This window comes from Gaoshiqia sp. US2 (assembly GCF_059705485.1).
Genome location: NZ_AP048550.1, coordinates 5,344,032 through 5,366,360, shown reverse-complemented (window position 1 = coordinate 5,366,360; position 22,329 = coordinate 5,344,032). Strand labels below are relative to the sequence as shown.

Sequence of the window (22,329 nt, the reverse complement as noted above, 5' to 3'; positions counted from 1 at the left end):
CTGTGATTTGAAAGGAGGTGAAGCCCAATTAAAAAGAAAGGACTTCACCTTTTCTATTTCTGTTGCCTGACTAACACATTTTAAAACTGAAATTTATGGCTTGTCCGCTTAGGTTCAACTGGCTTTTGTTTTCTTTTTTTATTGCTGTTGGCTTGACGAATGCCCAACCCAAAAATCCGTTCGGCCATTCGCTTGTTCCTGATATGATTGCCGATGCCAGCATACAGGTATTTGACAGCGTCTTTTATTGCTATGCTACCACCGACGGGTACGATCAAGGATTGGAAACTTCCGGTCCGCCTGTTGTTTGGAAGTCAAAGGATTTTGTAAACTGGAGTTTTTCGGGGTATTTCTTCCCTTCGGCAGTGGGGCAGAAATACTGGGCTCCCAGCAAAGCGGTGGCAGCCAATGGCAAATACTACATTTACCCGACGATCAACGAATTTATGTACCCTGCTGTTGCCGATTCGCCTGACGGGCCTTTCAAACTTATTCAGGAACCTGATACGTTTTATCTGCCATACACCCCGGCAACATTTCTGAAACCGAAAGGCTCAAAGCCCCCGTACGGAATCGATGCAGAGATTTTTATCGACGACGACAACCAGGCGTATGTTTTCTGGCAAGGCAGGCATGCAGCCAGACTGGGCGCCGATATGGTTACTGTTGACACTTCGTACACCGTTATCCCAACGCCACGTCAGGGGTATTCTGAAGGACCGGGATTCTTTAAGCGAAATGGTATATACTATTATTTGTACACGCTGGGAGGAGACGAAAGGTACCAGTATGCCTATATCATAAGCCGGCTGTCGCCGCTGGGGCCATTCGAGTTCCCTGAAAATGACATTATTTCCACGACAAATTATGAGCGTGGGGTTTATGGCCCCGGTCACGGGTGCGTGTTTAATTTACCGGGGACAGACGAGTACTATTTTGCGTATCTGGAATTTGGGAGGCGCAGCACGAACCGGCAAACCTATGTCAATAAACTAGAGTTCAATGATGATGGAACCGTTCGCCCGGTGGATTTGACGCTTGACGGGGTCGGCGCCCTTTATCCAATCCCTCAGGAGAAAAAAATAACAGTGGTTAGTTCGCAGGCTTCGAGCATTTGTCCCGATTTGGATATAAAATTCATGAAGGATTCGTTGTTCCGGCGGACTGAGTCCTTCGTTTCACAATTCGCTTTCGACGGTGCCAATGGTTCGCGCTGGATGGCTTCGCCTGACGATAACGATTGTTGGATTGTTGCTGACCTGGGCAAACTCAGGAAAATAAAACGCAACGAGCTCTTTTTTGTGCGCCCAACTGCCGGTCATGCTTATGTACTTGAGCATTCTGTTGATGGAGAAACGTGGAATTCGTGTGGTGGACATCCCGATATTAAAGTTCAATCGCCGCATGTTGATAACCTAAATATAAAAGCCCGGTATTTGCGAGTGAATATTCAGGAAGGTGTTAAAGGTGTCTGGGAGTGGAATATTTACTAAAGGGAAGCGAATCAGAAAGTCTCAGCAATATGGATAAAATGAAACTCACCTTGTTACTTGCTCTTTTTCAGGCAATAACTTTCGTCCTGCAAGCCCAACCTTTCGAAAAATGGGGCGACCAAAGAAACGGAACCTATGTTAATTCTATCATTCCGGCTGACTTTAGCGATCTCGATGCCATTCGTGTCGGTGATGACTATTATGCCATTTCATCTACCATGCAATATTCCCCGGGAATGGTGATATTGCATTCTCAAGACCTGGTTAATTGGGAAATCATCGGGCATGTGGTTGATGATCTTACCCGCATAAGCCCCGAACTAAACTGGGACCGGATGAATTGTTATGGCAGGGGTATTTGGGCCGGTTCAATCCGGTATTATAAAAATAGGTTCTGGGTTTATTTCGGAACGCCCGACGATGGCTTTTTTATGAGTTCGGCAACCGACCCTGCCGGCCCCTGGGAGCCGCTCCACCAGGTTTGGAATGTTTCAGGGTGGGACGATTGTTGTTCGTTCTGCGACGACGATGGACAATTGTATTTCATCGCCACCAACTTTGCTCTCGACCCGAAAAACAATAAAAAGTACAACATTCACCTGTTCAAAATGACGCCTGACGGGAAAAGCCTGATTATGGAATCCGACACTACATTCCATCAGGCACCTGGTAGCGAAGCAAACAAATTATATAAAATAAACGGGTTGTACTATCACTATTTCAGTGAAGTGAAGGACGAAGGCAGGGTGGTTATGATGAGACGCTCGAAAAGTCTTTATGGCCCGTGGAAAACCAAACAGTTAAACCATGTTGAACCGAAAAAAGACAAGGAACCTAACCAGGGCGGGTTGTTGGAAGTTGCCCCCGGCGAGTGGCATTTTCTGACCCATCATGGCACAGGTAGCTGGGAAGGGCGGGTTGTGAGCCTGTTGCCGGTGAATTGGGTTCACGGGTGGCCCATTATCGGAGAGGTTGGCGAAGACACAATCGGCCGTATGGTATGGTCTGTCCCGAAACCAATAGAGAAGAAAAGCAAACTTGCAATTCAAACCAGCGATGAATTTAGTTCATCTGAACTGAACGTTCAATGGGAATGGAACTATCAACCCCGTGCAGATAAATGGTCATTAACCGACCGCAAAGGGTTTCTGCGCCTCTACGCTTTTAAACCGATTAGGCCGGATGAAAGTAACCGGATCATCCTCAGGGCCGGAAATACCCTAACGCAACGCGTCCTGCGCACGAAGGAGAGTGTGGTTACCGTAAAGATGGATATCAGCAACATGGAGGATGGGCAGTACGCCGGAATCACTCACCTTTCGACCGGAAGTTACAGTACTTTTGGCGTAAAACAGGAAAACGGCGAACAGCGCTTGGTTTATGAATACAACGGGGAAGCCAGCCGGGGGATCAAACTCACCGGAAAATGTGTTTGGTTCAAATCGATATGGGACTACAACGGCATTAATCAATATTTTGTCAGTACCAACGGAAAATCTTATGTATTTTTTGGCAACAGCTCACAGCTAACCTGGGGAAGCTACCGGGGCGACCGAATCGGAATCTTTAACTACAATATCAAAGGAGAAAAAGGTTATGTAGATGTTGACTGGTTTAGGTATGATTATTTGAAATAGGCTATGGCCTTATGTTTTTGTAACGAGTTTTTTTGTTGTAACAGTTAGGATGTTCTCGATAAATTAATTGTCTCTGAGGTTTTTCAGTATTTGTATTCAATATAGAATTGCTTGGTTGTAAAAAACAAATGTATTTTGTACTTTTAAAATTTCAAGCTCAAAAACTAAACATAAACGATCGAATAAAATGAAACTTCTGAATTTAATCTTATTTGTCAGCCTCCTTGCTTCCTTGTCTTCCTGCCAATCTCCCAAAAAAACCGAACCTTTTGCCAAAGGAGAGTTTAAAACCTGGGCCCAAAGCCCGCCAATGGGCTGGAACAGTTGGGACTGTTATGGCCCCACCGTGGAAGAACACGAAGTAAAAGCCAACGCCGACTACATGGCCGAAAAACTGAAAGCCTACGGCTGGGAATACATTGTGGTGGATATTCGCTGGTTTGTTGAAAACGACAAAGCCGGCGGCTACAACCAAACCGATCCGCGCTACGTGATTGATGAATATGGCCGTTATCAACCCGCTGTTAACCGGTTCCCGTCGGCGGCTGAGGGAAAGGGCTTTAAAGTGCTGGCTGATTACATTCACAGCAAGGGGCTGAAGTTCGGAATCCACATCATGCGCGGAATCCCCAAAGTGGCCGTTGAGCAGAAGCTTCCGGTTCTTGGAACCGATGGCATAACAGCCGACCAGATTTACAGCACCGAACTACAATGCCAATGGCTGCGCGACAACTACACTATTCTGGCCGATCAACCCGGTGCACAGGAATACTACAATTCTATCTTTGACCTATATGCTGAATGGGAAATCGATTTCATCAAGATTGATGACTTGTCGCGGCCCTATCATCAAGCCGAAATTGAATTGATCCGCAAGGCCATCGACCAGTGCGGGCGCCCGATTGTATTGAGTACTTCGCCGGGTGAAACACCAATCGAAGCGGCAGAACATGTAAGAGAACATGCCAACATGTGGCGCATGGTCGACGATGTTTGGGACACCTGGAACCACATCACCCACTTAATGGATATTAGCCGGAAGTGGTATCCTTACATCGCCCCGGGCACCTGGCCCGACTGCGATATGATTCCGCTGGGGCGCATCTCCATCCGCGGCGAACGGGGTGAAGACCGCATGAGCCGCCTGACTCCGGATGAGCAATATACACTGATGACCTTGTTCACCATCTTTAAATCGCCCCTGATGTTTGGCGGCGATCTGCCGAGTAACGATGAGTTCACCCTTTCTTTGCTGACCAACGAAGAAGTGCTGAAAATGCACCGCGAGAGTGAGAATGTTCGTCAGTTGTTCAACGAAGGCGGGAAGGTGGCCATCACTTCAAAAAATCCGGACACCGGCGACATATACCTGGCGCTGTTCAATATTTCCGACAGCGAAGCGCCGGTTGAGGTATCGGTTGCTCTTACTGAATTAGGGCTTGACGCGGAATGTACGGTTACAGATTTGTGGCGCGGCGAAGATTTGGGCCAGGCTTCGGGCACCTTTAGTAGAGCATTGGCTGCGCATGCCAGTGGTTTATTCAAATTAAGCCGTTAATTTAGAGGAACAACTACTCAATGACGAGACGATGAGAAAATTCTATTTACTACTAATTCTGACTATAGCGACCCTACTGCAACCATGCTTTGCCAACGAACCCGATTCGGCCTGGGTGTTTTCGTACGCAACAACCAAAAACCGGGGCGGCAACGGGCTCCACTATGCCTGGAGTGTTGACCGGGAAAACTGGCACGGCATTGGGCCGGAATTTCGTTTCCTGTTTTCCGATTTTGGAACCTGGGGTTCGCAGAAACGTATGCTGACACCGTTTTTGTTTCAGGATAAGGCCGGAAGCTGGAACGCTGTCTGGAGTTTGAACGAAGCGGTGGGGCAGTTTGCCCATGCGCAAAGCAACGACTTGTTTACCTGGGATTCGCAGGATTATCCTTATGTGATGGACAACGGCAATGTGCAGCTGCCGGAAGTTTTGTTTCAACCCGAAACCAACAATTATAAAATAACCTGGCTGAGCGGCGATGCACAGCAAATCTATAAAACCACAACCAACGTTTTCAAGACTTACACACCAACCGTCGAAGGAACGCCGGAAGACCGTCTGAATATTCGCCAAGAAGTTTTGATGGATGGCGAAAAGCAGTTGGGAACGGTCTCTAAAGTTTCATGGCAGCTGACTGACGGCTTGATCAAGTTTTATGAATTGAACCAATATAAAGAGATTCAACGGGGCGAACGGCTCACCGATGATGCGACTCGTTTTGCGGATTTGGAACCGCTGACCGCTGAAATTACCGCAGATCCGGAAAACAGCAAAGCCATCAGCGATATGCTCATCGGTATTTTCTTTGAAGATATTAACTATGCTGCCGACGGAGGTTTATATGCCGAGCTGGTGCAAAACCGGGGCTTCGAGTACCACCCGGCCGACACCAAATTCCGCGATCAAAGCTGGGACAGCAAAAAAGCCTGGAGCTTTACCGGCTCCGAAACTGGGTTTGCTGTTGATACTCTCTTGCCTGTTCACCCCAACCAAAAGCACTATGCCGTGTTGAGCATATCAAAAGCGGGTGAAGCATTGCAGAATGAAGGTTTTGATGGTATCCCGTTAAAAGCCGGCGAGCAATATAATTTCTCGGTGTTTGCCCGCGGGCTGGATGGAGCCAAAGGCAAACTGCTCATTCGGTTGGTGGACGACAGCGGAAAGGTATATGCCGAAGGAAGCACGAAATCAGTTGGCGCCGACTGGAAAAAACTGGAGTTGACGCTCACCGCCAAAGAGACGATTGATGATGCCAATTTACAGGTGATCCCGCAGTTTACAGGCAAAGTGGCGCTCGATCTGGTGTCGCTCTTTCCGCAGAAAACCTTTAAAGGCCGCAAAAATGGCTTGCGGGCTGATCTGGCCGAAGCGATTGCCGACCTGCATCCGCGTTTTGTGCGCTTTCCCGGAGGCTGCGTGGCCCACGGCGACGGTTTGCGCAACATCTATCGCTGGAAAAACACGGTAGGCCCACCCGAAACACGCACACCCGACCGCAACATTTGGAACTATCACCAGTCGATGGGGCTGGGCTATTTTGAGTACTTTCAGTTTTGCGAAGACATTGGAGCCAAACCGCTTCCGGTGATTGCTGCCGGCGTGCCTTGCCAAAATTCATCTGACGGAGGACATGGGCAGCAAGGCGGCATCCCGCTATGCGACATGGATGATTATGTGCAGGATATTCTGGACCTGATTGAATGGGCAAACGGCGATAAAAATTCGAAATGGGGAAAAGTGCGCGCGCAGGCCGGACATCCCGAACCCTTCAAACTAAAATATATTGGCATTGGTAATGAAGATTTGATTACCGACCTATTCAAGGAACGTTTCGAAATGATCTATAAGGCCATCAAAGAAAAGCATCCGGAGATTACCGTGATTGGCACAGTCGGGCCGTTCTCCGAAGGGACAGACTACCGCGTGGGCTGGGATTTTGCCACGGAGCTGAACCTGCCGGTGGTGGACGAGCATTACTACCAACCGCCGGGCTGGTACCTGAATAACCAGGACTACTACGACCGTTACGACCGCTCGAAATCCAAAGTCTATTTGGGCGAATATGCCACGCACATTCCGGGGCGCCGGCTGAACATGGAAACTGCCTTGTGCGATGCCCTGCACCTGATCAATGTGGAACGCAATGCCGATGTGGTGAGCATGACTTCATACGCGCCCTTGCTGGCCAAACAAGGGCATACGCAATGGAACCCCGACCTGATTTATTTCAACAATACCGAAGTGTTTCCCACAACAGATTACTATGTGCAGGTACTGTTCGGACAGAACGCAGGCGACGAGTACATCGCTTCGAAGATCAATCTTTCAGACAACAAGAAAGACGTGAAAAAGCGCATCGCTTCGTCCCTGGTTCGCGACAGTAAAACAGGCGATTACATCTTGAAACTGACCAACCTGTTACCGGTTGCGGTAGATGCCAAAATCAAGCTGGCGGACCTTCCGATAGCAGAAGGCGAGGCGGTTTTGAACGTGCTTCAAGGAGACCCGACAGATGAAAACGCCCAGCCAGAAACCAGCACGGTTTCTGTTTCTTCAGAATTTGGGTACAGCCTGCCGGCCTATTCCTTTTCAGTAATCCGGATGAAATCGAAGTAATCTGAGCAAAAGCAAATTCAGAAGATCAAATACGACTACTTTAATACTCAATACGATGACAAAGAAAATACAACACTCCATTCGTATGGCCAGCTTGCTGTTTGCTGTACTTGCCCTGTTTGGCTCATGCAAACCATCTCAACCGGACGACGAACTTTCCGCTTACCTCTTTACCTATTTTACCGGCAATGGCCCGGGCGAGGAGGCTATCCACTTTGCTGTCAGCCTCGACGGCTACAACTATCGCGCCCTGAACAACAACGAGCCCATTCTGGATTCGAAGGAAATAAGCACCTCGGGCGGCGTGCGCGACCCGCATATTTTGCGTGGTGCCGGCGGCTGGTTCTACATGGTGGTAACCGATTTGTACGTGCCCGATATGGGATGGAAAAACTACGTCATGGTGTTGCTGAAATCAAAAGACCTGATCAACTGGGAATCGTCGAAAGTGAATATTCCGGAAACCTTTCCTGAAGAGTTTGGCGGTGTTTGGCGGGTATGGGCGCCGCAAACTTTTTATGATGAAATAACCGGAAAGTACCTGATTTACTTTTCGATGAAGCAGGGCGACGATCCGGACATCATTTATTATGCCTTTGCCAACGAAGATTTCACAGGCCTGGAAGCCGCGCCCAAACAACTATTTTTTAGCCCGAAGAACAACGCAGCGATCGATGGCGACATCATTTTAAAGGATGGAACCTACCACCTGTTTATGAAATCGGAAGATGGAGAACCGGGCATTAAACTGGCTCTTTCGGACAAGCTGACGGAAGGTTATGAACTGGTGAGCGATAAACGTGTGGATTGCGAAACCCGCCCGGTTGAGGGCAGCGGAATCTTTAAGCTGATCGGTTCGGACGAATACATTTTGATGTATGATGTGTACACCAGCGGGCGCTACCAGTTTACCAAAAGTACTGATCTGAAAAACTTTGCGGTGATTGACGAAGCGGTTTCGATGAACTTTCACCCGCGCCACGGAACCGTGATGCCAATTACCGGTGGGGAGTTGAAGCGACTAATTGCTCAGTGGGGACAGCTTGATGATCTGCTGGAAGTCAAATCGTCTGAAGTGAAACAGCAAAATGTGGTGATCAACGACGACGATAAAACCATCTATCTTCCGGTAAAAAGAGGGGCCGATTTGAAACAGCTTGACCCAACGTTCAGCGTTTGGCCGGGCATTGATTTTCAGCCCAAAGGAGCGCAGGACTTCACCAACGGGCCGGTTGCTTACACTTTCAACATCGAAGGTAAAGGCGAAGTGGTTTACCAGGTTTCTGCGTCGGAAGACCACAACCCGGTGCTCGAAGGCTTTTACGCCGACCCGGATATTTTGTATGCCGAAAAAACCGGCAAATATTACATCTACCCAACCAGCGACGGTTTTATGAACTGGAGCGGAACTTCCTTCAAGGTTTTTTCTTCGGATAATTTGCTTGACTGGATCGATGAAGGGGTGATCCTCGACCTGAAAAAGGATGTGAGCTGGGCCGATCGCAACGCCTGGGCGCCCTGCATTGTCGAAAAGAAAATAAACGGAGAATACAGGTATTTCTATTATTTCACGGCAGCACAAAAAATCGGTGTGGCTGTGGCCGACAATCCCACCGGGCCATTTACCGACAGCGGCAAAGCATTGATCGATTTCAAAACTCTGGGCGTAAACCGCGGACAGGAGATTGACCCCGATGTGTTTACCGATCCTGAAAGCGGAAAAAGTTACCTCTACTGGGGCAACGGCTACATGGCCGGCGCTGAACTGAACGACGACATGATCTCGTTGAACCCGAAAACGCTGAAACAATTCAACATTGACGGAACCTACCGCGAAGGCACCTATGTGATTTATCGCAGCGGAACCTACTATTTTATGTGGTCGGAAGACGATACCCGCAGCCCCAACTATAAAGTGCGCTATGCTACTTCCGACGCGCCGCTGGGCACACTGACGATCCCCGAAAACAACATCGTCATTCAGGGAGATCCGGAAACCAACATCTTTGCTACCGGTCACAACTCGGCCATTCAGGTTCCGGGAAAAGACGACTGGTATGTGGTGTATCACCGGTTTACCCGCCCAAAAGGAGTGGACATGCCGCGAGGTTCAGGGGGCTTTCACCGCGAAGTGTGTATTGACAAGCTGGAGTTTGACAGCGAAGGAAACATCATTGAAGTAAAACCGACCCTGAAGGGAATCGCGGGGATTGAGTGACCTGTCTTCGCCAGTAACCAGTAACCAGTACCAGTGACCAATGACCAATGACCAATGACCAATGACCAAATAACCAATCCACCACCTAAATTCTTAATCTTATGAAAACATACACCCTTTTATCAATTCTTCTCCTGATCATTTTTGCGGGCTGTGCTCCCAGGGGGCAGGAAACAAAAACCATCCAGCCCGATTACCCGATCACGGGTGTGCCATTTAACAAGGTGCACCTGGACGATCATTTTTGGTCGCCTAAAATAGAAACCAACCGCACCGTCACCATTCCGGCATCTTTTGCCAAATGCGAGGAAATGGGTCGGATGGACAATTTTCTGATTGCGGGCGGGCTGATGGAAGGCCAGACCAAAGGGGAAATGCCTTTTGATGACACCGATGTGTATAAAATCATCGAGGGCGCTTCGTATTCATTGACGACAACGCCCGATCCAAAGCTGGATGCCTACCTCGATTCGGTCATCAGCCTGATTGCCGTCGGGCAGGAAGATGATGGTTACCTCACCACCTGGAAAACCATCGACCCCACGGTTTCGCCTGCAGCATGGTGCCCGCCGGGCGAACGATGGGAAGGACTGGCATGGAGCCACGAGTTGTACAATTCCGGCCACTTGTTCGAAGCCGCCGCCGCGCATTACCGGGCTACCGGCAAAACGAATTTTCTGGATATTGCCACCAAAAACGCTGATTTGCTGGTTGACGTTTTTGGCCCTGACAAAAATCCGCAGGTTCCCGGGCACCAGATCGTCGAAACCGGCCTGATCAAACTCTACCTGATCACAGGAAAAGCAGATTATCTGGCATTGGCCCGTCATTTTCTCGATCAACGCGGAAAACCGGAATTGCGCGAAACCTGGGGCCCCTACAATCAGGACCATCAGCCCGTGGTTTTGCAGGACGAAGCCGTAGGCCATGCCGTGCGTGCCGCTTACATGTATGCCGGAATGACCGACATTGCCGCTTTATACGATGATGAAGCCTACCGGAACGCGGCTAATAAAATCTGGGAGAACGTGGTGTATAAAAAGCTGTATCTCACGGGTGGCATCGGTTCGCGCCACCAGGGCGAAGCCTTCGGCGAAAACTACGAACTGCCCAACCTGACCGCCTACAACGAAACCTGTGCGGCCATTGCCAACGTGTATTGGAACTACCGCCTGTTTTTGCTGCATGGCGACTCGAAATACATCGACATACTCGAACGCAGCCTTTACAACGGGGTGATCTCGGGCGTTGCGCTCGACGGGAAAAACTTTTTCTACCCCAATCCGCTCGAATGCGACAGGCACTACCATTTTAACAGCGGCGGCAGCCTCACCCGCGAGCCCTGGTTCGATTGCTCGTGCTGCCCGACCAACCTGTGCCGCTTCATGCCATCTGTGCCCGGATACATTTACGCCCAAACCAACGACCGGATCTATGTGAACCTGTTTATCCAAAGTGCAACCGAAATGGAGATAAAGGGAACAAGCGTTGCCGTCGGCCAGGAAACCAATTACCCATGGGAAGGCGAAATCAAACTGACGGTTTCGCCCCAAAAAGAAACCCGTTTCCCGGTGTACCTGCGTATTCCCGGATGGGCAGTGAACCAGCCGGTGCCGGGCAATTTATATTCCTACACGAATGCGGGAGAGCAAACTCCCATGATCCGGGTAAACGGTGAACCCATCGAAGTAAAAAATGAAAAGGGTTATGCCATCATCGAAAGGCTCTGGAAAGCTGGCGATTTAATTGAATATTCGCTGCCGATGGACGTGAAAAAAGTGAAAGCCCACGAACTGGTTGACGAAGATCGCGGCAAACTGGCCCTTGAACGCGGCCCGGTTGTTTTTTGTATCGAAGAAGTTGATAATCCGGAAATTGAGGCCCTGAATATTTCAGCGAATACCCAATTCACCGCGACTTTCGTCCCGGAACTGCTGAACGGCGTTTCAACGGTTACCGCACAAAACGAACAAGGCGTCAAACAGTTTATGGCTATCCCTTACTATGCCTGGAACAACCGCGGAGCCAATAAAATGAAAGTCTGGCTGCCTGAGAAATAAACAAAGCAATCTATTTCCGGCGGAAGATGGAAGCAGCTTTTTTCGGGATCTTGGTATCTTTCGCCTGTTCAGCCGGCTTCGTGCTTCTTTTCCCTTCCTTCTTTGGTTTGGATCTTTTGCAACCGGTTCGAACGGCTTTACCGGGCCAGCGTTATTCCCTTCAAATTAATGCAGGCAGCCAGTCCGTATGCACCGGCCGCTAAGATCCACACCCAAAAAAAGCCTGTTTCGACCGAAATAATCACAGCCAGACTGGTACTGATCACCGAAGCACAACCATTGATTGCCCACGCCCAGGGTGCTTCGTTGGGATGTTGATTGCTTAATTGAGTCAGCCCGGCGGGAAACGGGAAACCCATTGCAAAACCAGGAATACCGGCAACAACGAGCATAATCAGTATTTTAAACTCAACCGGACAGCCGATTGTCTCTCGAAGAAATGCAGGCAGCAAAAACGCGTAAAGCAACAAAATACCTGTCACAACAACACATAAAAAAAATAATTTTTTGCCCGATGGCTTGAGCCGGGATGAAAGGAAGCTCCCGATGCCGGAGAAGAGAAGCAGGATACTGATCGCGGCCGTTGCCGCGTAAACCGGATGACCCAGGTACAGCGTAAACTGCTGAATAAAAATTATCTCCAAAAACATGTACCCCAAGCCGATGCTGCCAAAATAAAAAAGGGTCCATCTTTTTCGGCTCATTTTCCCGGCCGAAAAAAACAGCGGCAGGATAATCAGCAAAAAAGATACAGCCAATAACAATATAAATGTCAGAAATACAACCACGTAACCCAATTCGAGGAAAGGAACCGACTGGTTACCCAACAAGGCAGCCAGCTTGCCTGCCGACTTTAGCCTAATGTATTGCGAAAAATAAGGCCGGTTATCGGTGGCCGGTTTAATCCGGAAAGGATATTGTTCCAGAAAGTCTCCCCGGCCTGCCGACAGGATTTGCCCTACCGATTCGAAAAACCAGGGATCATCCAGCTTGTTGTAATCATCAGGTACAAACCCGGATCCGTCGGGCAAATGTAAGGGATCAAAATACATTTGTCTGCAAAACTCCCGGATACGGGCGAAGGCAGCCGTCGAAAAAGCCGTCTTCTTCACGACAAAGGTCAATGCAGCCCAACTCCTGATCACCACGAGGTGATTTTGCGGGTCAACCATCAGTTCGTCATTCAGCAAACCGGACAGGGTCGCCAGAATTTTCAACGGATTACGCACCGGGTAATCCATCCAACAGGTAACACTGATCATCCCCCCCGGATTCAGCCGGTTCCACATTTCACGAAAAGCTTCTTCGGTCAGGTCAAATTCCGGATGAACCGCCCCCAGACCGGATGAACCGAAAAATGATCCGATTTCGGGCAATTGGATTAAATCGTACCGGGTATCCGTCGACTGCAAAAATGTTCTGGCTTCTACCTCGAACAGGCGAATTCCTTCGCCATACAGCAACGAGTCGGTTTCAAGGGCCAGTTCGTGTTTTAGCAAACGGTTGATCATCCGGTTTGGCTCAACCACATCCAGCTGTGTTACCCCCTGCGAACGCGCCAGGGCAATCTGCTCTCCGGTACCCGACCGAAGCACCAATACCCGGGCTGGTTTTTGAATGATATACGGGAGAACCATCGTGGTATGATCCAATATCGTTTCGTCGCCTTCTGCCGGTTTCGGGATCAGCGCTCCCAGCCAGTCGCCATTATTAAACACGGCTTTTCGGGGAGGTAGGTTTTGCTGATAATTCAGGCTTAAGCCCGGAGCGTAGCGTAAAGCAGGGGAACTAACCACTTCGACCAAACCGTACGGACTGCTTTTCTGCTGCTCAATCCTGGCTTCGGGCAACAACAAGGTTTTCCGGATGCTTTTATATTCCGATCGTTCCATGACAGGCGAAACAACATTCATCAGGATCAACACCGGAACTGCCAGCCAGGTCATCCACCGGACAACCGTAGTCCGCTTCCAATTCAGCAGCGCACCCGCAAAGGGGAGTAAGGCCAGGATGGGCGGTAAACCGGCCGGAACGAGCATCCACATCAGCCCCAGCACCAATACCCCGCCAACCGCCGAGCCCGACAGGTTGAAAAAATAAGTTTTTCCGATCCGGTTTGGGTACTTCAAAAAGCTCATCGCGATCGCCAGCGCGCCAAAGAAGAAGGGCAACAGCAACAACAGACAGCTAATCCCCAGTCTTCCCCAGTGACGGGACGTATTAAAAAGCAGGTAGGTATCAAAACGAAGCGGTTCGGTATGTGTCAGGAATGTTACTGTAGCCATGCTTATGGCCGACAAAAAGAGAAAGACCGGAAACAGGGTCTCAAAATGGTCCAGCAATTTTTGCCGGAACAGAAACAAAAAGGTACCGGAAGCGCCAAATCCCAACAGCGCCAGCGAAATCATCAAGTGGGTAAAGTGAGACCATTGGGTGATTGAAAACACCTGCATCAGCGAGATTTGGAAGCCAATTACGGCAGCTGAAACCAGAGCGATGCCAAAACAAACTCGGTTGATATGCAAATCGGCGCCCTGGCTCATTCTTTCCGGGTAAAGGGCACAAAGCGAACCGGCAACAAATTTTGTGTGGTCACCCGGTCTTCTTTTTTCTCAACCAGTTTGAGCATCTGTACCTGGAAAGGCGACCCTACAGGGATGATCATCCGGCCCCCGGGCTTGAGCTGATTAATCAGGGGAGGCGGCACAAAATCAGCGGCAGCTGTCACAACAATGGCATCAAAGGGAGCTTCTTCTTCCCATCCAAAATAACCATCGCCGATTTTTACATGTACCCGGTCGTAGTGAAGTTTCTTCAACCGTTCGGCAGCTGTTTTTCCCAGTTCCTCAACGATTTCAACCGTGTATACCTGCCCGACGATTTCGGCCAGAACAGCGGCCTGGTAGCCCGAACCGGTGCCAATTTCCAAGACCTTGAAGCCGGGTTTTGGACTGATTTGCTCCGTCATATAAGCGACGATATAGGGTTGCGAAATCGTTTGTCCGTAACCAATCGGAAGCGGCCCGTCGTTATAGGCGACCTCCTGGTACGTTTCGGGAACGAACAGGTGCCTCGGTACGGTGCGCATCGCCGCCAAAACAGCCTTGTCGCGAATCCCTCTGCCTTCAATTTGTTCGTCTGTCATGTTCTGCCTGCTTTGTTTATATGGATCAGTTTGTCCGGAAACGCTTATCGCCAGGACCATGAAGCCTGCTAATAAGTTATTGAATACAAATCGGTTCATCCGTTAAAAGTTTCATTCAGAACTATGTACGGGCAGGAAGCCTGCCGGGTTAGGAATAATGAAGAGAATCGGGATGACAAACAGACGTTTGAACAGGACGTTCCGGGTTTCGGGAATAAGGTCGAAAAAAAAGCAGGCGTCATCGGCCTGCTTTTCTTATGATTGGGGTTATGTAACTTTCAATAAGCCCTTCCTTCAAAACCTTCGACATAATTAATAAAGGAAGTATTCACGACTTTATTTCCACCCGGAGTCGGATAATCGCCGGTGAAATACCAGTCGCCGGTATCGTTCGGACAAGCCAGGTGCAGGTTCTCAACACTTTGGTAAACAATGTCGACCTCGGCATGACAGCCATCCGGTTTCAGCAATTCGGCAATTTTAGCCGAGATTTGTTCCGGGCTAAACTGCCGGTAGATCTCTTTCACGTAATTCACAATTTCTTCTTTCGGAAGATTCTGCTGCGCCTTACATTTATGATATACCTCTTCGATTAACTGTTCTTTGCCGTGATCTTTCAGCAACTCAATGGCAGCATTGAAGGCAATAAATTTACCCAACACGGCCATGTCGATGCCGTAACAATCCGGATAACGGATTTGCGGAGCCGATGAAACAACAATAATCCGTTTCGGGTTCAAGCGGTCCAGAATTTTCAGGATACTTTTCTTCAGGGTTGTTCCCCGTACAATCGAATCATCGATGATCACCAGGGTATCCTCGTTTTCTTTGATCAGCCCGTAAGTCACATCGTACACGTGGGCTACCAGGTCGTCGCGGCTGGCATCATCGGCAATAAAGGTACGCAGCTTCACGTCTTTAACGGCAATTTTCTCGACACGGGGTTCCAGCGAAATAATTTCTTCCAGTTCGGCTTCGGGCATACCGCCGTTTTTAGCGCGGATCTGTTCTTTTTTCCAGGCCAGCAAATGTTCCCTGACTCCGCCCATCATTCCGTAGAAAGCGGTTTCGGAGGTATTGGGTATGTATGAAAAAACGGTATTCTTCATATCATAGTTGATCGCCTTCAGGATGGTAGGGGCCAGCAATCGGCCCAGCTCTTTGCGTTCCTGGTAAATATCTTTATCGCTTCCGCGCGAAAAATAAATCCGTTCAAACGAACAGGATTTCCGCTTATGCGGAACACGTATCATTTGCGTGGAAACATGGCCGTCTTTTTTTACAATCAGAGCCTCTCCCGGGTTAATTTGTTTTACCTGGTCGCCTTTGACATTCATCACAGTCTGAATAACAGGCCGCTCGGAGGCCACCACCACAATTTCATCATCCACGTAATAGTGGGCGGGGCGTATTCCCCAGGGATCGCGCGCCACAAAAGCATCGCCGTGACCAATTAACCCGGCAATGGCATAACCTCCGTCCCAGTCTTTACTGGCGTTCTCCAGGATACTTTGTATATCCAGCGTATTCTCGATCAAAGGGGAGATTTCGAGGTTTGTATAACCTTCATTTTTGTATTGGCGGAAGCGGTATTGGTTCTCTTCATCCAGAAAATGACCGACTTTTTCGAGTACAGTCACCGTATCGGTATAGTTTTTCGGATGCTGCCCCAGGTCAATTAGTTTTTGAAACAACTCGTCGGTATTCGTCAGGTTGAAGTTTCCGGCCAAAACCAATGTCCGCGATTTCCAGTTATTCTGACGCATCACCGGATGCACAAATTCAATGCTGTTGTTTCCGAATGTTCCGTAGCGCAGGTGCCCCAGATACAGTTCGCCGGCATAAGGCAAATTTTCGTAAACCCATTTGAGATCGTTGATGTTCTTTCCTGATTTCAGCGCTTTTTTAACACTTTTCCCAACTTTGTCAAACACATCTTTAATCGGGTTCTGCTCAATCGACCGGTAACGGTTAATATACTCCTGACCTGGTTTCAAATTTAACTTCACACTAACAACACCGGCACCGTCCTGTCCGCGGTTGTGTTGTTTTTCCATCAAAAGGTAGAGTTTATTTAATCCGTATTGCCATGTTCCGTATTTCTCCTGGTAGTAGCTTAAAGGCTTTCTTAACCGAATCAGCGCAATCCCACACTCGTGTTTTATCAATTCACTCATTGCTGTTTTGTATCTGTATATAATTTTGGAAACTGGATGATGTCCGGAACAATGAAGGCGTTGGGATAGGCTTTTTTAATTTTCTCTTTCAACTTCAGCGCTTCACTTTTTGTCCGGCAGTCGCCAACCCGCACTTTAAAGTTCGGACTTTGAAAAGTCACATAAATGGTCTCTTCCGGATGTTTCTTTAAGAATTCCGTTTTTACCTTCAAGGCATCCTCGCGTGCCCCGGTGCCTGAACCGAAAAAGATTTCAAGCCGGAACCCGTCAATCCCTTCCCGTCGTTTATTCATTTCAACATGAGTTTGCAAGAGGGAATCTACCCGTGAATCCTGACGGATATCCATTTGGTTACTAAGCCGGTGTTGTCTGGAAGATTTTTCAGAAGGTTTGTAGGATCTCTCCTGAGCAGAAATGCTCAACTGTAAAAGGAGAAGGATAATCCCAACGATTGAAAACTTCATATGCAGTGTCCTTTAAAAGTGCAAATATAATGCGATTTGATTTAATACAAGAATTCAACCATCCAGGGATCCCATAAAAAATAAAAAATTCACATTGGCCTTTTTGTAACTGCGAACTCATCAGACGGTTATACCCGAAAAGAAATTTGTATGGATGATAAATTTCCAAATCGCTTCAAAATCAATAAATTTGCAGGCTTTATTTTGAATACCCGATGAATAAAAAGAAACTGTTTATTGAAACATACGGCTGCCAGATGAATGTTGCAGACAGCGAAGTGGTAGCAGCCATTCTTCAGGACCGGCAATACGAGCTTTGTCCGTCGGCCGAAGAGGCCGACGCCGTCTTTATTAACACCTGTTCGGTGCGCGACAACGCCGAACAGCGAATATGGGGCCGGCTCGACCACCTGAAAGGATCGAAAAAACGAAATAAACAGCTGGTCGTTGGCATCCTGGGATGTATGGCCGAACGGGTGGGCGACAAATTTCTCGAACACGAAGCCGTTGACCTGGTAGCCGGCCCCGATGCTTACCGCGACTTGCCCTACCTGATGGACAAAGCCCTGGGTAAAGAACATGCCATAAATGTTGAGCTTTCCGAAATTGAAACCTACGATAAAATCACTCCGGTTCGGATCGGGGAAAAATCAATCTCCGGATTCGTCAGCATTACCCGCGGATGTAACAATTTTTGCACCTACTGCATTGTTCCGTATACCCGGGGGCGCGAACGCAGCCGCGACCCGAAGGATATCCTCAACGAGGTTCGCGACTTGCAGCAAAAAGGATACAAAGAAGTGACCCTGCTTGGGCAAAACGTGAACTCGTATAAATGGCTGCCTGAAGGAGAACGTAAACCCGTAAAATTCTGGCATCTGCTCGAATTGGTTGCCGGCGAAGCCCCTGATGTGCGTTTCCGCTTTACGACCTCGCATCCCAAAGACATGTCGGACAAGGTATTGAAAATGATCGCCGCGCATCCGAATATTTGCCGGCACATTCACCTGCCGCTGCAGTCGGGTAGCTCCCGCATCCTGAAACTAATGAACCGGAAATATGACCGGGAATGGTACACGGACCGCATCCGCGCTATTCGTGAACTGATTCCGGACTGTGGCATTTCAACCGATGTTTTTACCGGTTTTTGCTCCGAAACGGAAGAAGAGCATCAGGAAACCTTATCCCTGATGGAATGGGCAAAATTCGATATGTCGTTCATGTTTAAATATTCTGAACGACCGGGAACTTACGCCCACAAACACCTGGATGATGATGTGCCGGAGCAGCTTAAAGTCCGTCGGTTAAATGAAATTATCGAACTTCAAAACCGCTTGTCGCTCGAAAGCAACCGGGCAGATATTGGCAAAACATTCGAAGTTTTGGTTGAAGGTCCTTCCAAAAAGAACAAAGATGAGTTTTTCGGGCGCAGCTCGCAAAATAAAGTAATTGTATTCCCAAATCTAAACTTTAGGAAGGGCGATTACGTTCATGTTAAAATAGAAAAATGCACCCAAACCACCTTGATTGGACAGGTGGTAACCAAATAAACAAGCATGAGCAAACTAATTGACGATTTCAGGGAATACCGGTCGCGGATGAATGAAAAGATTCTGGGCTCGGACAACAAAGTGATGAAACGCATTTACAGTGTGGATACGCTGGCATACCAGGAAGGAGCGCTTTCGGTCAAAACAAAGGAAATGCTTGGCCTGGTATCGTCCATGGTTCTTCGCTGCGACGATTGCATTAAGTATCATCTTGAAAAATGCCATGAACAGGGACTGACGGATGAAGAAATTTTCGAAGTCTTCGCCATCGCAAACCTTGTTGGGGGCACAATTGTTATTCCTCACACACGACGCGCGGTTGAATACTGGGAAGCCTTAAATGAACAAGAAGGAGTCAATCGAAAAAATTAAAAACAAACAGATGATAGCTATTAGCGCCACCGATAAAAAACTGACAGCCAGCATGGATCTTCGATTTGGCCGCTGTCCTTATTTTCTGCTGGTCAACGGGCAGGAAACTCAGTTCATTGCCAATCCTTTTGAAAAAGAAAACGATGATGTTGCCCCGCGGGTAGTTGACCTGCTGAAGGCCAAGGGTGTAAGCCGGATTATTACCGGCGAAATTGGTCCTAAAGCCAAAGCCAGCCTCGACAAACATCAAATCCAGATCATTATGCTGACTGAAGACAAAATCAGTCTGCAGCGTGTATTGAAAAAAATGAACGTCGGCCGGCAGGGTGGCTCAGCCCTTTGACAGATACAGTTCGCTGTTCAGAAAAGGGATCAGCGCCAAAATAACAGCCTGCCGGTAAAGTAGTTCCCGGGTAACGCGGTCGTTTGTCAGCAAGCCGACAGCGCCGTTCTGCTGCTTGGAGTTTTGTTTATTGAACACCCGGTCGTCGGCTTCGCCCAATTCCAGTCCCTGGAAAATCAGCTCCTTGATTTCGGGTGGCAGTTCAAAGGCCGATGTACGCGCCTGCGCTTCATTTTTCCCATCGGAAACAACCACCCAGGCAAAAGCAAACATGCGTCCGTCAAGCATTTCAATACCACCTTCAATACCCAGATAAAAATCGCCGGAAACAGGCAAAAGTAACGCGTTGCGCACGCGATTTCTCGCACCCGACAAGGTTTCGCTGTCATTCATCGGCTGATCAGTCACATCGGAGGAAACACCAACGGTTTCAACTTCCGGACATTCATCAAAACACAACTGAAATGCACTGACTACGGCATTCACTTTAACCGGATTTTGCGAGGCAACAACAATTTTCATAGACGACTGTTTTAGCTTTTCGATCCAATAAAACTACTTTTACTATTTTTAACCGTCAAATAATTCACAAGAAAATGATTGTAAGAAAAGCGGTCCCGGCCGATGCAACAGCCATTACCGGCTTTCAGCTTGCCATGGCCTGGGAAACCGAGAAACTCCGGTTAGATGCTTCGACCCTCGAGTCCGGTGTTGAAGCCGTTTTTTCCGACCCGTCAAAAGGATGCTATTACGTTGCCGAAACCGACGGACAGGTTGTCGCATCCCTGCTCACCACCTTTGAGTGGAGCGACTGGAGAAACGGCACCGTATGGTGGGTGCAATCGGTTTATGTATTGCCCGAACACCGGGGAACAGGAGTCTATAAAGCGATGTACCGGCACATCCGGTCCATTGTCGAACAGGATGAAAATCTGAAAGGAATTCGGTTATATGCCGAAAAAACAAACAGCACCGCTCACCAGGTTTACGAAAAGCTGGGCATGACAGCCGAGCACTACCAGTTGTATGAGTGGCTAAAAAACTAAAACATGGAACGCAAATCCTTATCACCCGAAACAAGGAAACAGCTCATTGTTGCCCAGCGCAATGAAATTACCGAATACCACATCTATAAAAAGCTGGCAAAAAGCATAAAAGACGGAAACAACGCCAGGGTTTTGGATCAAATTGCCGGCGATGAGTTTCGCCATTACCAAATCTGGATGAAATATACCGGTAGGGAAGTGTCTCCAAGTAGCTGGAATATCCGGAAATATTACTGGATCTCACGCATTTTCGGGATCACGTTTGGCATTAAGCTGATGGAAAAGGGAGAAGAAAAAGCGCAAATAAATTACAACGAGATGGCGAAAGAAATCCCTGAGGCGCTGGACATCAGTAACGATGAGAAAGATCATGAAAACCAGTTGATTTCCCTGATTAAAGAAGACAAACTGGAATACATCGGATCCATTGTTCTTGGCTTAAATGATGCCCTGGTTGAAATTCTGGGAACCTTGGCGGGCTTAACCTTTGCCCTGCAAAATACGAAGCTGGTGGCCCTGGCCGGAATCATTGCCGGAATTGCAGGCGCCTTATCCATGTCGTCGTCTGAATACCTGTCAACCCGATCGGAAGGCAAACAGGAAGGAGCCGTCAAATCAGCCATTTTTACCGGACTGGCCTATCTGGTCGCGGTGGTTTTTCTGGTTGCTCCCTTCCTGATATTCCGTTCGCCGTTCTTTGCGTTGATAATCGCCGTACTCGACTCGGTTTTCCTGGTTTTTATTTACAGTTACTACATCTCGGTGGCCAACGACCAGCCATTTGGCAAACGCTTCTGGGAGATGGTTGGTTTAAGCACCGTGGTTGGATTAATCTCATTCGGACTGGGTTATCTGGCCCGGATTTTCTTTGGAATTGATGTTTAAAACATTTTGATGTGAGCCTGCATTTGTTTAAAATGATCCGGGAAGGTGAACACCAAACCCAGGATTTTAAATATTGTATCAGCGATTCAAAAAAAATTGCCAAATCGCTGGTTGCCTTTGCCAATACCGACGGGGGTCGCTTGCTGATCGGGGTGAAAGACAACGGCAACATTGCCGGGGTGCGTTCGGACGAAGAATATTACATGATTGAATCGGCAGCCAAAATTTACAGCAAACCCGAAATCAATTTTTCAACCCGTCAACACCAGGTCGAAGGAAAGGTCGTTCTGGAAATCTCTGTGGAAAAGAATCCGGACAAACCCTATTTTGCCCTGGATGAAAACGGCAGGTGGCTGGCCTATTTTCGCAAAAACGACGAGAACAAACTGGCCAGCAAAGCAATGATTGAAGCCTGGCGAAAACAAAAAAGCCCGAAAGGGATTCTGATCAACTATTCGCCCGACGAAAAATTTTTACTCGATTTTCTGGAAAAAAATACCATCATCAGTCAATCAGCATTCTCCCGGAAAGCAGGAATTACTTACCGGAAAGCTGAAAAAATTATTTCCGATTTTATCGCGCTTGGCATCATAAAGCCTGTTGCTACCGGACAGAAAATCAACTATTCACTGGTGGCTGATTTTAATAAAGATGAATGGGAATCGTCAAATCATCCGGGTAACCGCTCATGATTTTCACACTTATTTAAACTTAAATTAACCCGATTACCGATATTACGCCTATTTTTGGGGCCTTGTAATTGT

Annotated in this window: 17 protein-coding genes; 12 read left to right on the top strand and 5 right to left on the bottom strand. The window is 48.3% G+C overall.

Annotation, left to right across the window (positions count from 1 at the left end; all coding sequences use genetic code 11):
- Window positions 1-95 precede the first annotated feature (95 nt).
- The 6 genes from AC6H3C_RS21645 (at window position 96) to AC6H3C_RS21620 (ending at window position 11,583) form a co-directional block, all read left to right on the top strand.
- On the top strand, window positions 96-1,493 hold the full coding sequence (locus tag AC6H3C_RS21645) for a family 43 glycosylhydrolase (RefSeq protein ID WP_497517631.1): 1,398 nt from the start codon (window positions 96-98) through the stop codon (window positions 1,491-1,493).
- The gene (locus AC6H3C_RS21640) at window positions 1,478-3,130 is read left to right on the top strand and encodes a glycoside hydrolase family 43 protein (RefSeq protein WP_497517630.1); all 1,653 of its coding nucleotides are present in this window, start codon (window positions 1,478-1,480) and stop codon (window positions 3,128-3,130) included. The genes AC6H3C_RS21645 and AC6H3C_RS21640 overlap by 16 nt, the downstream gene beginning before the upstream one ends.
- Before the next feature lie 187 nt (window positions 3,131-3,317).
- Entirely contained in the window at window positions 3,318-4,688 is a 1,371-nt protein-coding gene (locus AC6H3C_RS21635) for a glycoside hydrolase family 27 protein (protein ID WP_497517629.1), read from the top strand.
- A gap of 31 nt (window positions 4,689-4,719) precedes the next feature.
- Window positions 4,720-7,305, top strand: a complete 2,586-nt coding sequence (locus AC6H3C_RS21630; protein ID WP_497517628.1) for an alpha-L-arabinofuranosidase family protein — start codon at window positions 4,720-4,722, stop codon at window positions 7,303-7,305.
- 55 nt (window positions 7,306-7,360) lie between these two features.
- Window positions 7,361-9,523, top strand: coding sequence for a glycoside hydrolase family 43 protein (locus AC6H3C_RS21625; protein WP_497517627.1), 2,163 nt, complete (start codon window positions 7,361-7,363; stop codon window positions 9,521-9,523).
- Window positions 9,524-9,624: 101 nt separating this feature from the next.
- Complete coding sequence (locus AC6H3C_RS21620; protein WP_497517626.1) at window positions 9,625-11,583, top strand: glycoside hydrolase family 127 protein; 1,959 nt, start codon at window positions 9,625-9,627, stop codon at window positions 11,581-11,583.
- Between the two features lie 137 nt (window positions 11,584-11,720).
- Here the strand turns inward: AC6H3C_RS21620 and AC6H3C_RS21615 are convergent, their stop codons facing one another.
- The 4 genes from AC6H3C_RS21615 to AC6H3C_RS21600 form a co-directional block, all read right to left on the bottom strand.
- Complete coding sequence (locus AC6H3C_RS21615) at window positions 11,721-14,126, bottom strand: hypothetical protein (RefSeq protein ID WP_497517625.1); 2,406 nt, start codon at window positions 14,124-14,126, stop codon at window positions 11,721-11,723.
- Window positions 14,123-14,827, bottom strand: a complete 705-nt coding sequence (locus AC6H3C_RS21610) for a protein-L-isoaspartate(D-aspartate) O-methyltransferase (protein ID WP_497517624.1) — start codon at window positions 14,825-14,827, stop codon at window positions 14,123-14,125. Before AC6H3C_RS21610 ends, AC6H3C_RS21615 begins: the two co-directional genes overlap by 4 nt.
- A gap of 179 nt (window positions 14,828-15,006) precedes the next feature.
- Window positions 15,007-16,905, bottom strand: a complete 1,899-nt coding sequence (locus tag AC6H3C_RS21605; protein WP_497517623.1) for an amidophosphoribosyltransferase — start codon at window positions 16,903-16,905, stop codon at window positions 15,007-15,009.
- On the bottom strand, window positions 16,902-17,369 hold the full coding sequence (locus AC6H3C_RS21600; RefSeq protein WP_497517622.1) for an SPOR domain-containing protein: 468 nt from the start codon (window positions 17,367-17,369) through the stop codon (window positions 16,902-16,904). Before AC6H3C_RS21600 ends, AC6H3C_RS21605 begins: the two co-directional genes overlap by 4 nt.
- A 215-nt stretch (window positions 17,370-17,584) precedes the next feature.
- On the opposite strand from AC6H3C_RS21600, the gene miaB reads away from it, so the two are divergent.
- The 3 genes from miaB to AC6H3C_RS21585 are packed head-to-tail and all read left to right on the top strand — an operon-like array spanning window position 17,585 to window position 19,634.
- Window positions 17,585-18,919 carry a tRNA (N6-isopentenyl adenosine(37)-C2)-methylthiotransferase MiaB gene (gene miaB / locus AC6H3C_RS21595; protein WP_497517621.1) on the top strand — a complete coding sequence of 445 codons (1,335 nt, stop codon included), beginning with the start codon at window positions 17,585-17,587 and terminating at the stop codon, window positions 18,917-18,919.
- A gap of 6 nt (window positions 18,920-18,925) precedes the next feature.
- Complete coding sequence (locus AC6H3C_RS21590) at window positions 18,926-19,291, top strand: carboxymuconolactone decarboxylase family protein (RefSeq protein ID WP_497517620.1); 366 nt, start codon at window positions 18,926-18,928, stop codon at window positions 19,289-19,291.
- Between the two features lie 10 nt (window positions 19,292-19,301).
- Window positions 19,302-19,634 (top strand): NifB/NifX family molybdenum-iron cluster-binding protein, encoded by a 333-nt coding sequence (locus AC6H3C_RS21585; RefSeq protein WP_497517619.1) that lies wholly within the window; start codon window positions 19,302-19,304, stop codon window positions 19,632-19,634.
- Here AC6H3C_RS21585 and yjjX read toward each other — a convergent pair.
- Window positions 19,623-20,156 (bottom strand): inosine/xanthosine triphosphatase, encoded by a 534-nt coding sequence (gene yjjX, locus AC6H3C_RS21580; RefSeq protein ID WP_497517618.1) that lies wholly within the window; start codon window positions 20,154-20,156, stop codon window positions 19,623-19,625. The two genes, AC6H3C_RS21585 and yjjX, sit on opposite strands and share 12 nt — an antisense overlap.
- Before the next feature lie 74 nt (window positions 20,157-20,230).
- Here yjjX and AC6H3C_RS21575 point away from each other — a divergent pair, with 74 nt between their 5' ends.
- The 3 genes from AC6H3C_RS21575 to AC6H3C_RS21565 are packed head-to-tail and all read left to right on the top strand — an operon-like array spanning window position 20,231 to window position 22,257.
- The gene (locus AC6H3C_RS21575; protein WP_497517617.1) at window positions 20,231-20,680 is read left to right on the top strand and encodes a GNAT family N-acetyltransferase; all 450 of its coding nucleotides are present in this window, start codon (window positions 20,231-20,233) and stop codon (window positions 20,678-20,680) included.
- 3 nt (window positions 20,681-20,683) lie between these two features.
- Window positions 20,684-21,565 (top strand): VIT1/CCC1 transporter family protein, encoded by an 882-nt coding sequence (locus tag AC6H3C_RS21570; RefSeq protein WP_497517616.1) that lies wholly within the window; start codon window positions 20,684-20,686, stop codon window positions 21,563-21,565.
- 11 nt (window positions 21,566-21,576) lie between these two features.
- Window positions 21,577-22,257 (top strand): AlbA family DNA-binding domain-containing protein, encoded by a 681-nt coding sequence (locus tag AC6H3C_RS21565; RefSeq protein ID WP_497517615.1) that lies wholly within the window; start codon window positions 21,577-21,579, stop codon window positions 22,255-22,257.
- Window positions 22,258-22,329 lie beyond the last annotated feature (72 nt).

Bases quoted from the DNA above. Each gene is read 5' to 3' on its own strand.
- AC6H3C_RS21645 (WP_497517631.1), top strand. From the start codon at position 96: ATGGCTTGTCCGCTTAGGTTCAACTGGCTTTTGTTTTCTTTTTTTATT.
- AC6H3C_RS21635 (WP_497517629.1), top strand. From the start codon at position 3,318: ATGAAACTTCTGAATTTAATCTTATTTGTCAGCCTCCTTGCTTCCTTG.
- AC6H3C_RS21630 (WP_497517628.1), top strand. From the start codon at position 4,720: ATGAGAAAATTCTATTTACTACTAATTCTGACTATAGCGACCCTACTG.
- AC6H3C_RS21625 (WP_497517627.1), top strand. From the start codon at position 7,361: ATGACAAAGAAAATACAACACTCCATTCGTATGGCCAGCTTGCTGTTT.
- AC6H3C_RS21620 (WP_497517626.1), top strand. From the start codon at position 9,625: ATGAAAACATACACCCTTTTATCAATTCTTCTCCTGATCATTTTTGCG.
- AC6H3C_RS21615 (WP_497517625.1), bottom strand. From the start codon at position 14,126: ATGAGCCAGGGCGCCGATTTGCATATCAACCGAGTTTGTTTTGGCATC.
- AC6H3C_RS21610 (WP_497517624.1), bottom strand. From the start codon at position 14,827: ATGAACCGATTTGTATTCAATAACTTATTAGCAGGCTTCATGGTCCTG.
- AC6H3C_RS21605 (WP_497517623.1), bottom strand. From the start codon at position 16,905: ATGAGTGAATTGATAAAACACGAGTGTGGGATTGCGCTGATTCGGTTA.
- AC6H3C_RS21600 (WP_497517622.1), bottom strand. From the start codon at position 17,369: ATGAAGTTTTCAATCGTTGGGATTATCCTTCTCCTTTTACAGTTGAGC.
- miaB (WP_497517621.1), top strand. From the start codon at position 17,585: ATGAATAAAAAGAAACTGTTTATTGAAACATACGGCTGCCAGATGAAT.
- AC6H3C_RS21590 (WP_497517620.1), top strand. From the start codon at position 18,926: ATGAGCAAACTAATTGACGATTTCAGGGAATACCGGTCGCGGATGAAT.
- AC6H3C_RS21585 (WP_497517619.1), top strand. From the start codon at position 19,302: ATGATAGCTATTAGCGCCACCGATAAAAAACTGACAGCCAGCATGGAT.
- yjjX (WP_497517618.1), bottom strand. From the start codon at position 20,156: ATGAAAATTGTTGTTGCCTCGCAAAATCCGGTTAAAGTGAATGCCGTA.
- AC6H3C_RS21575 (WP_497517617.1), top strand. From the start codon at position 20,231: ATGATTGTAAGAAAAGCGGTCCCGGCCGATGCAACAGCCATTACCGGC.
- AC6H3C_RS21570 (WP_497517616.1), top strand. From the start codon at position 20,684: ATGGAACGCAAATCCTTATCACCCGAAACAAGGAAACAGCTCATTGTT.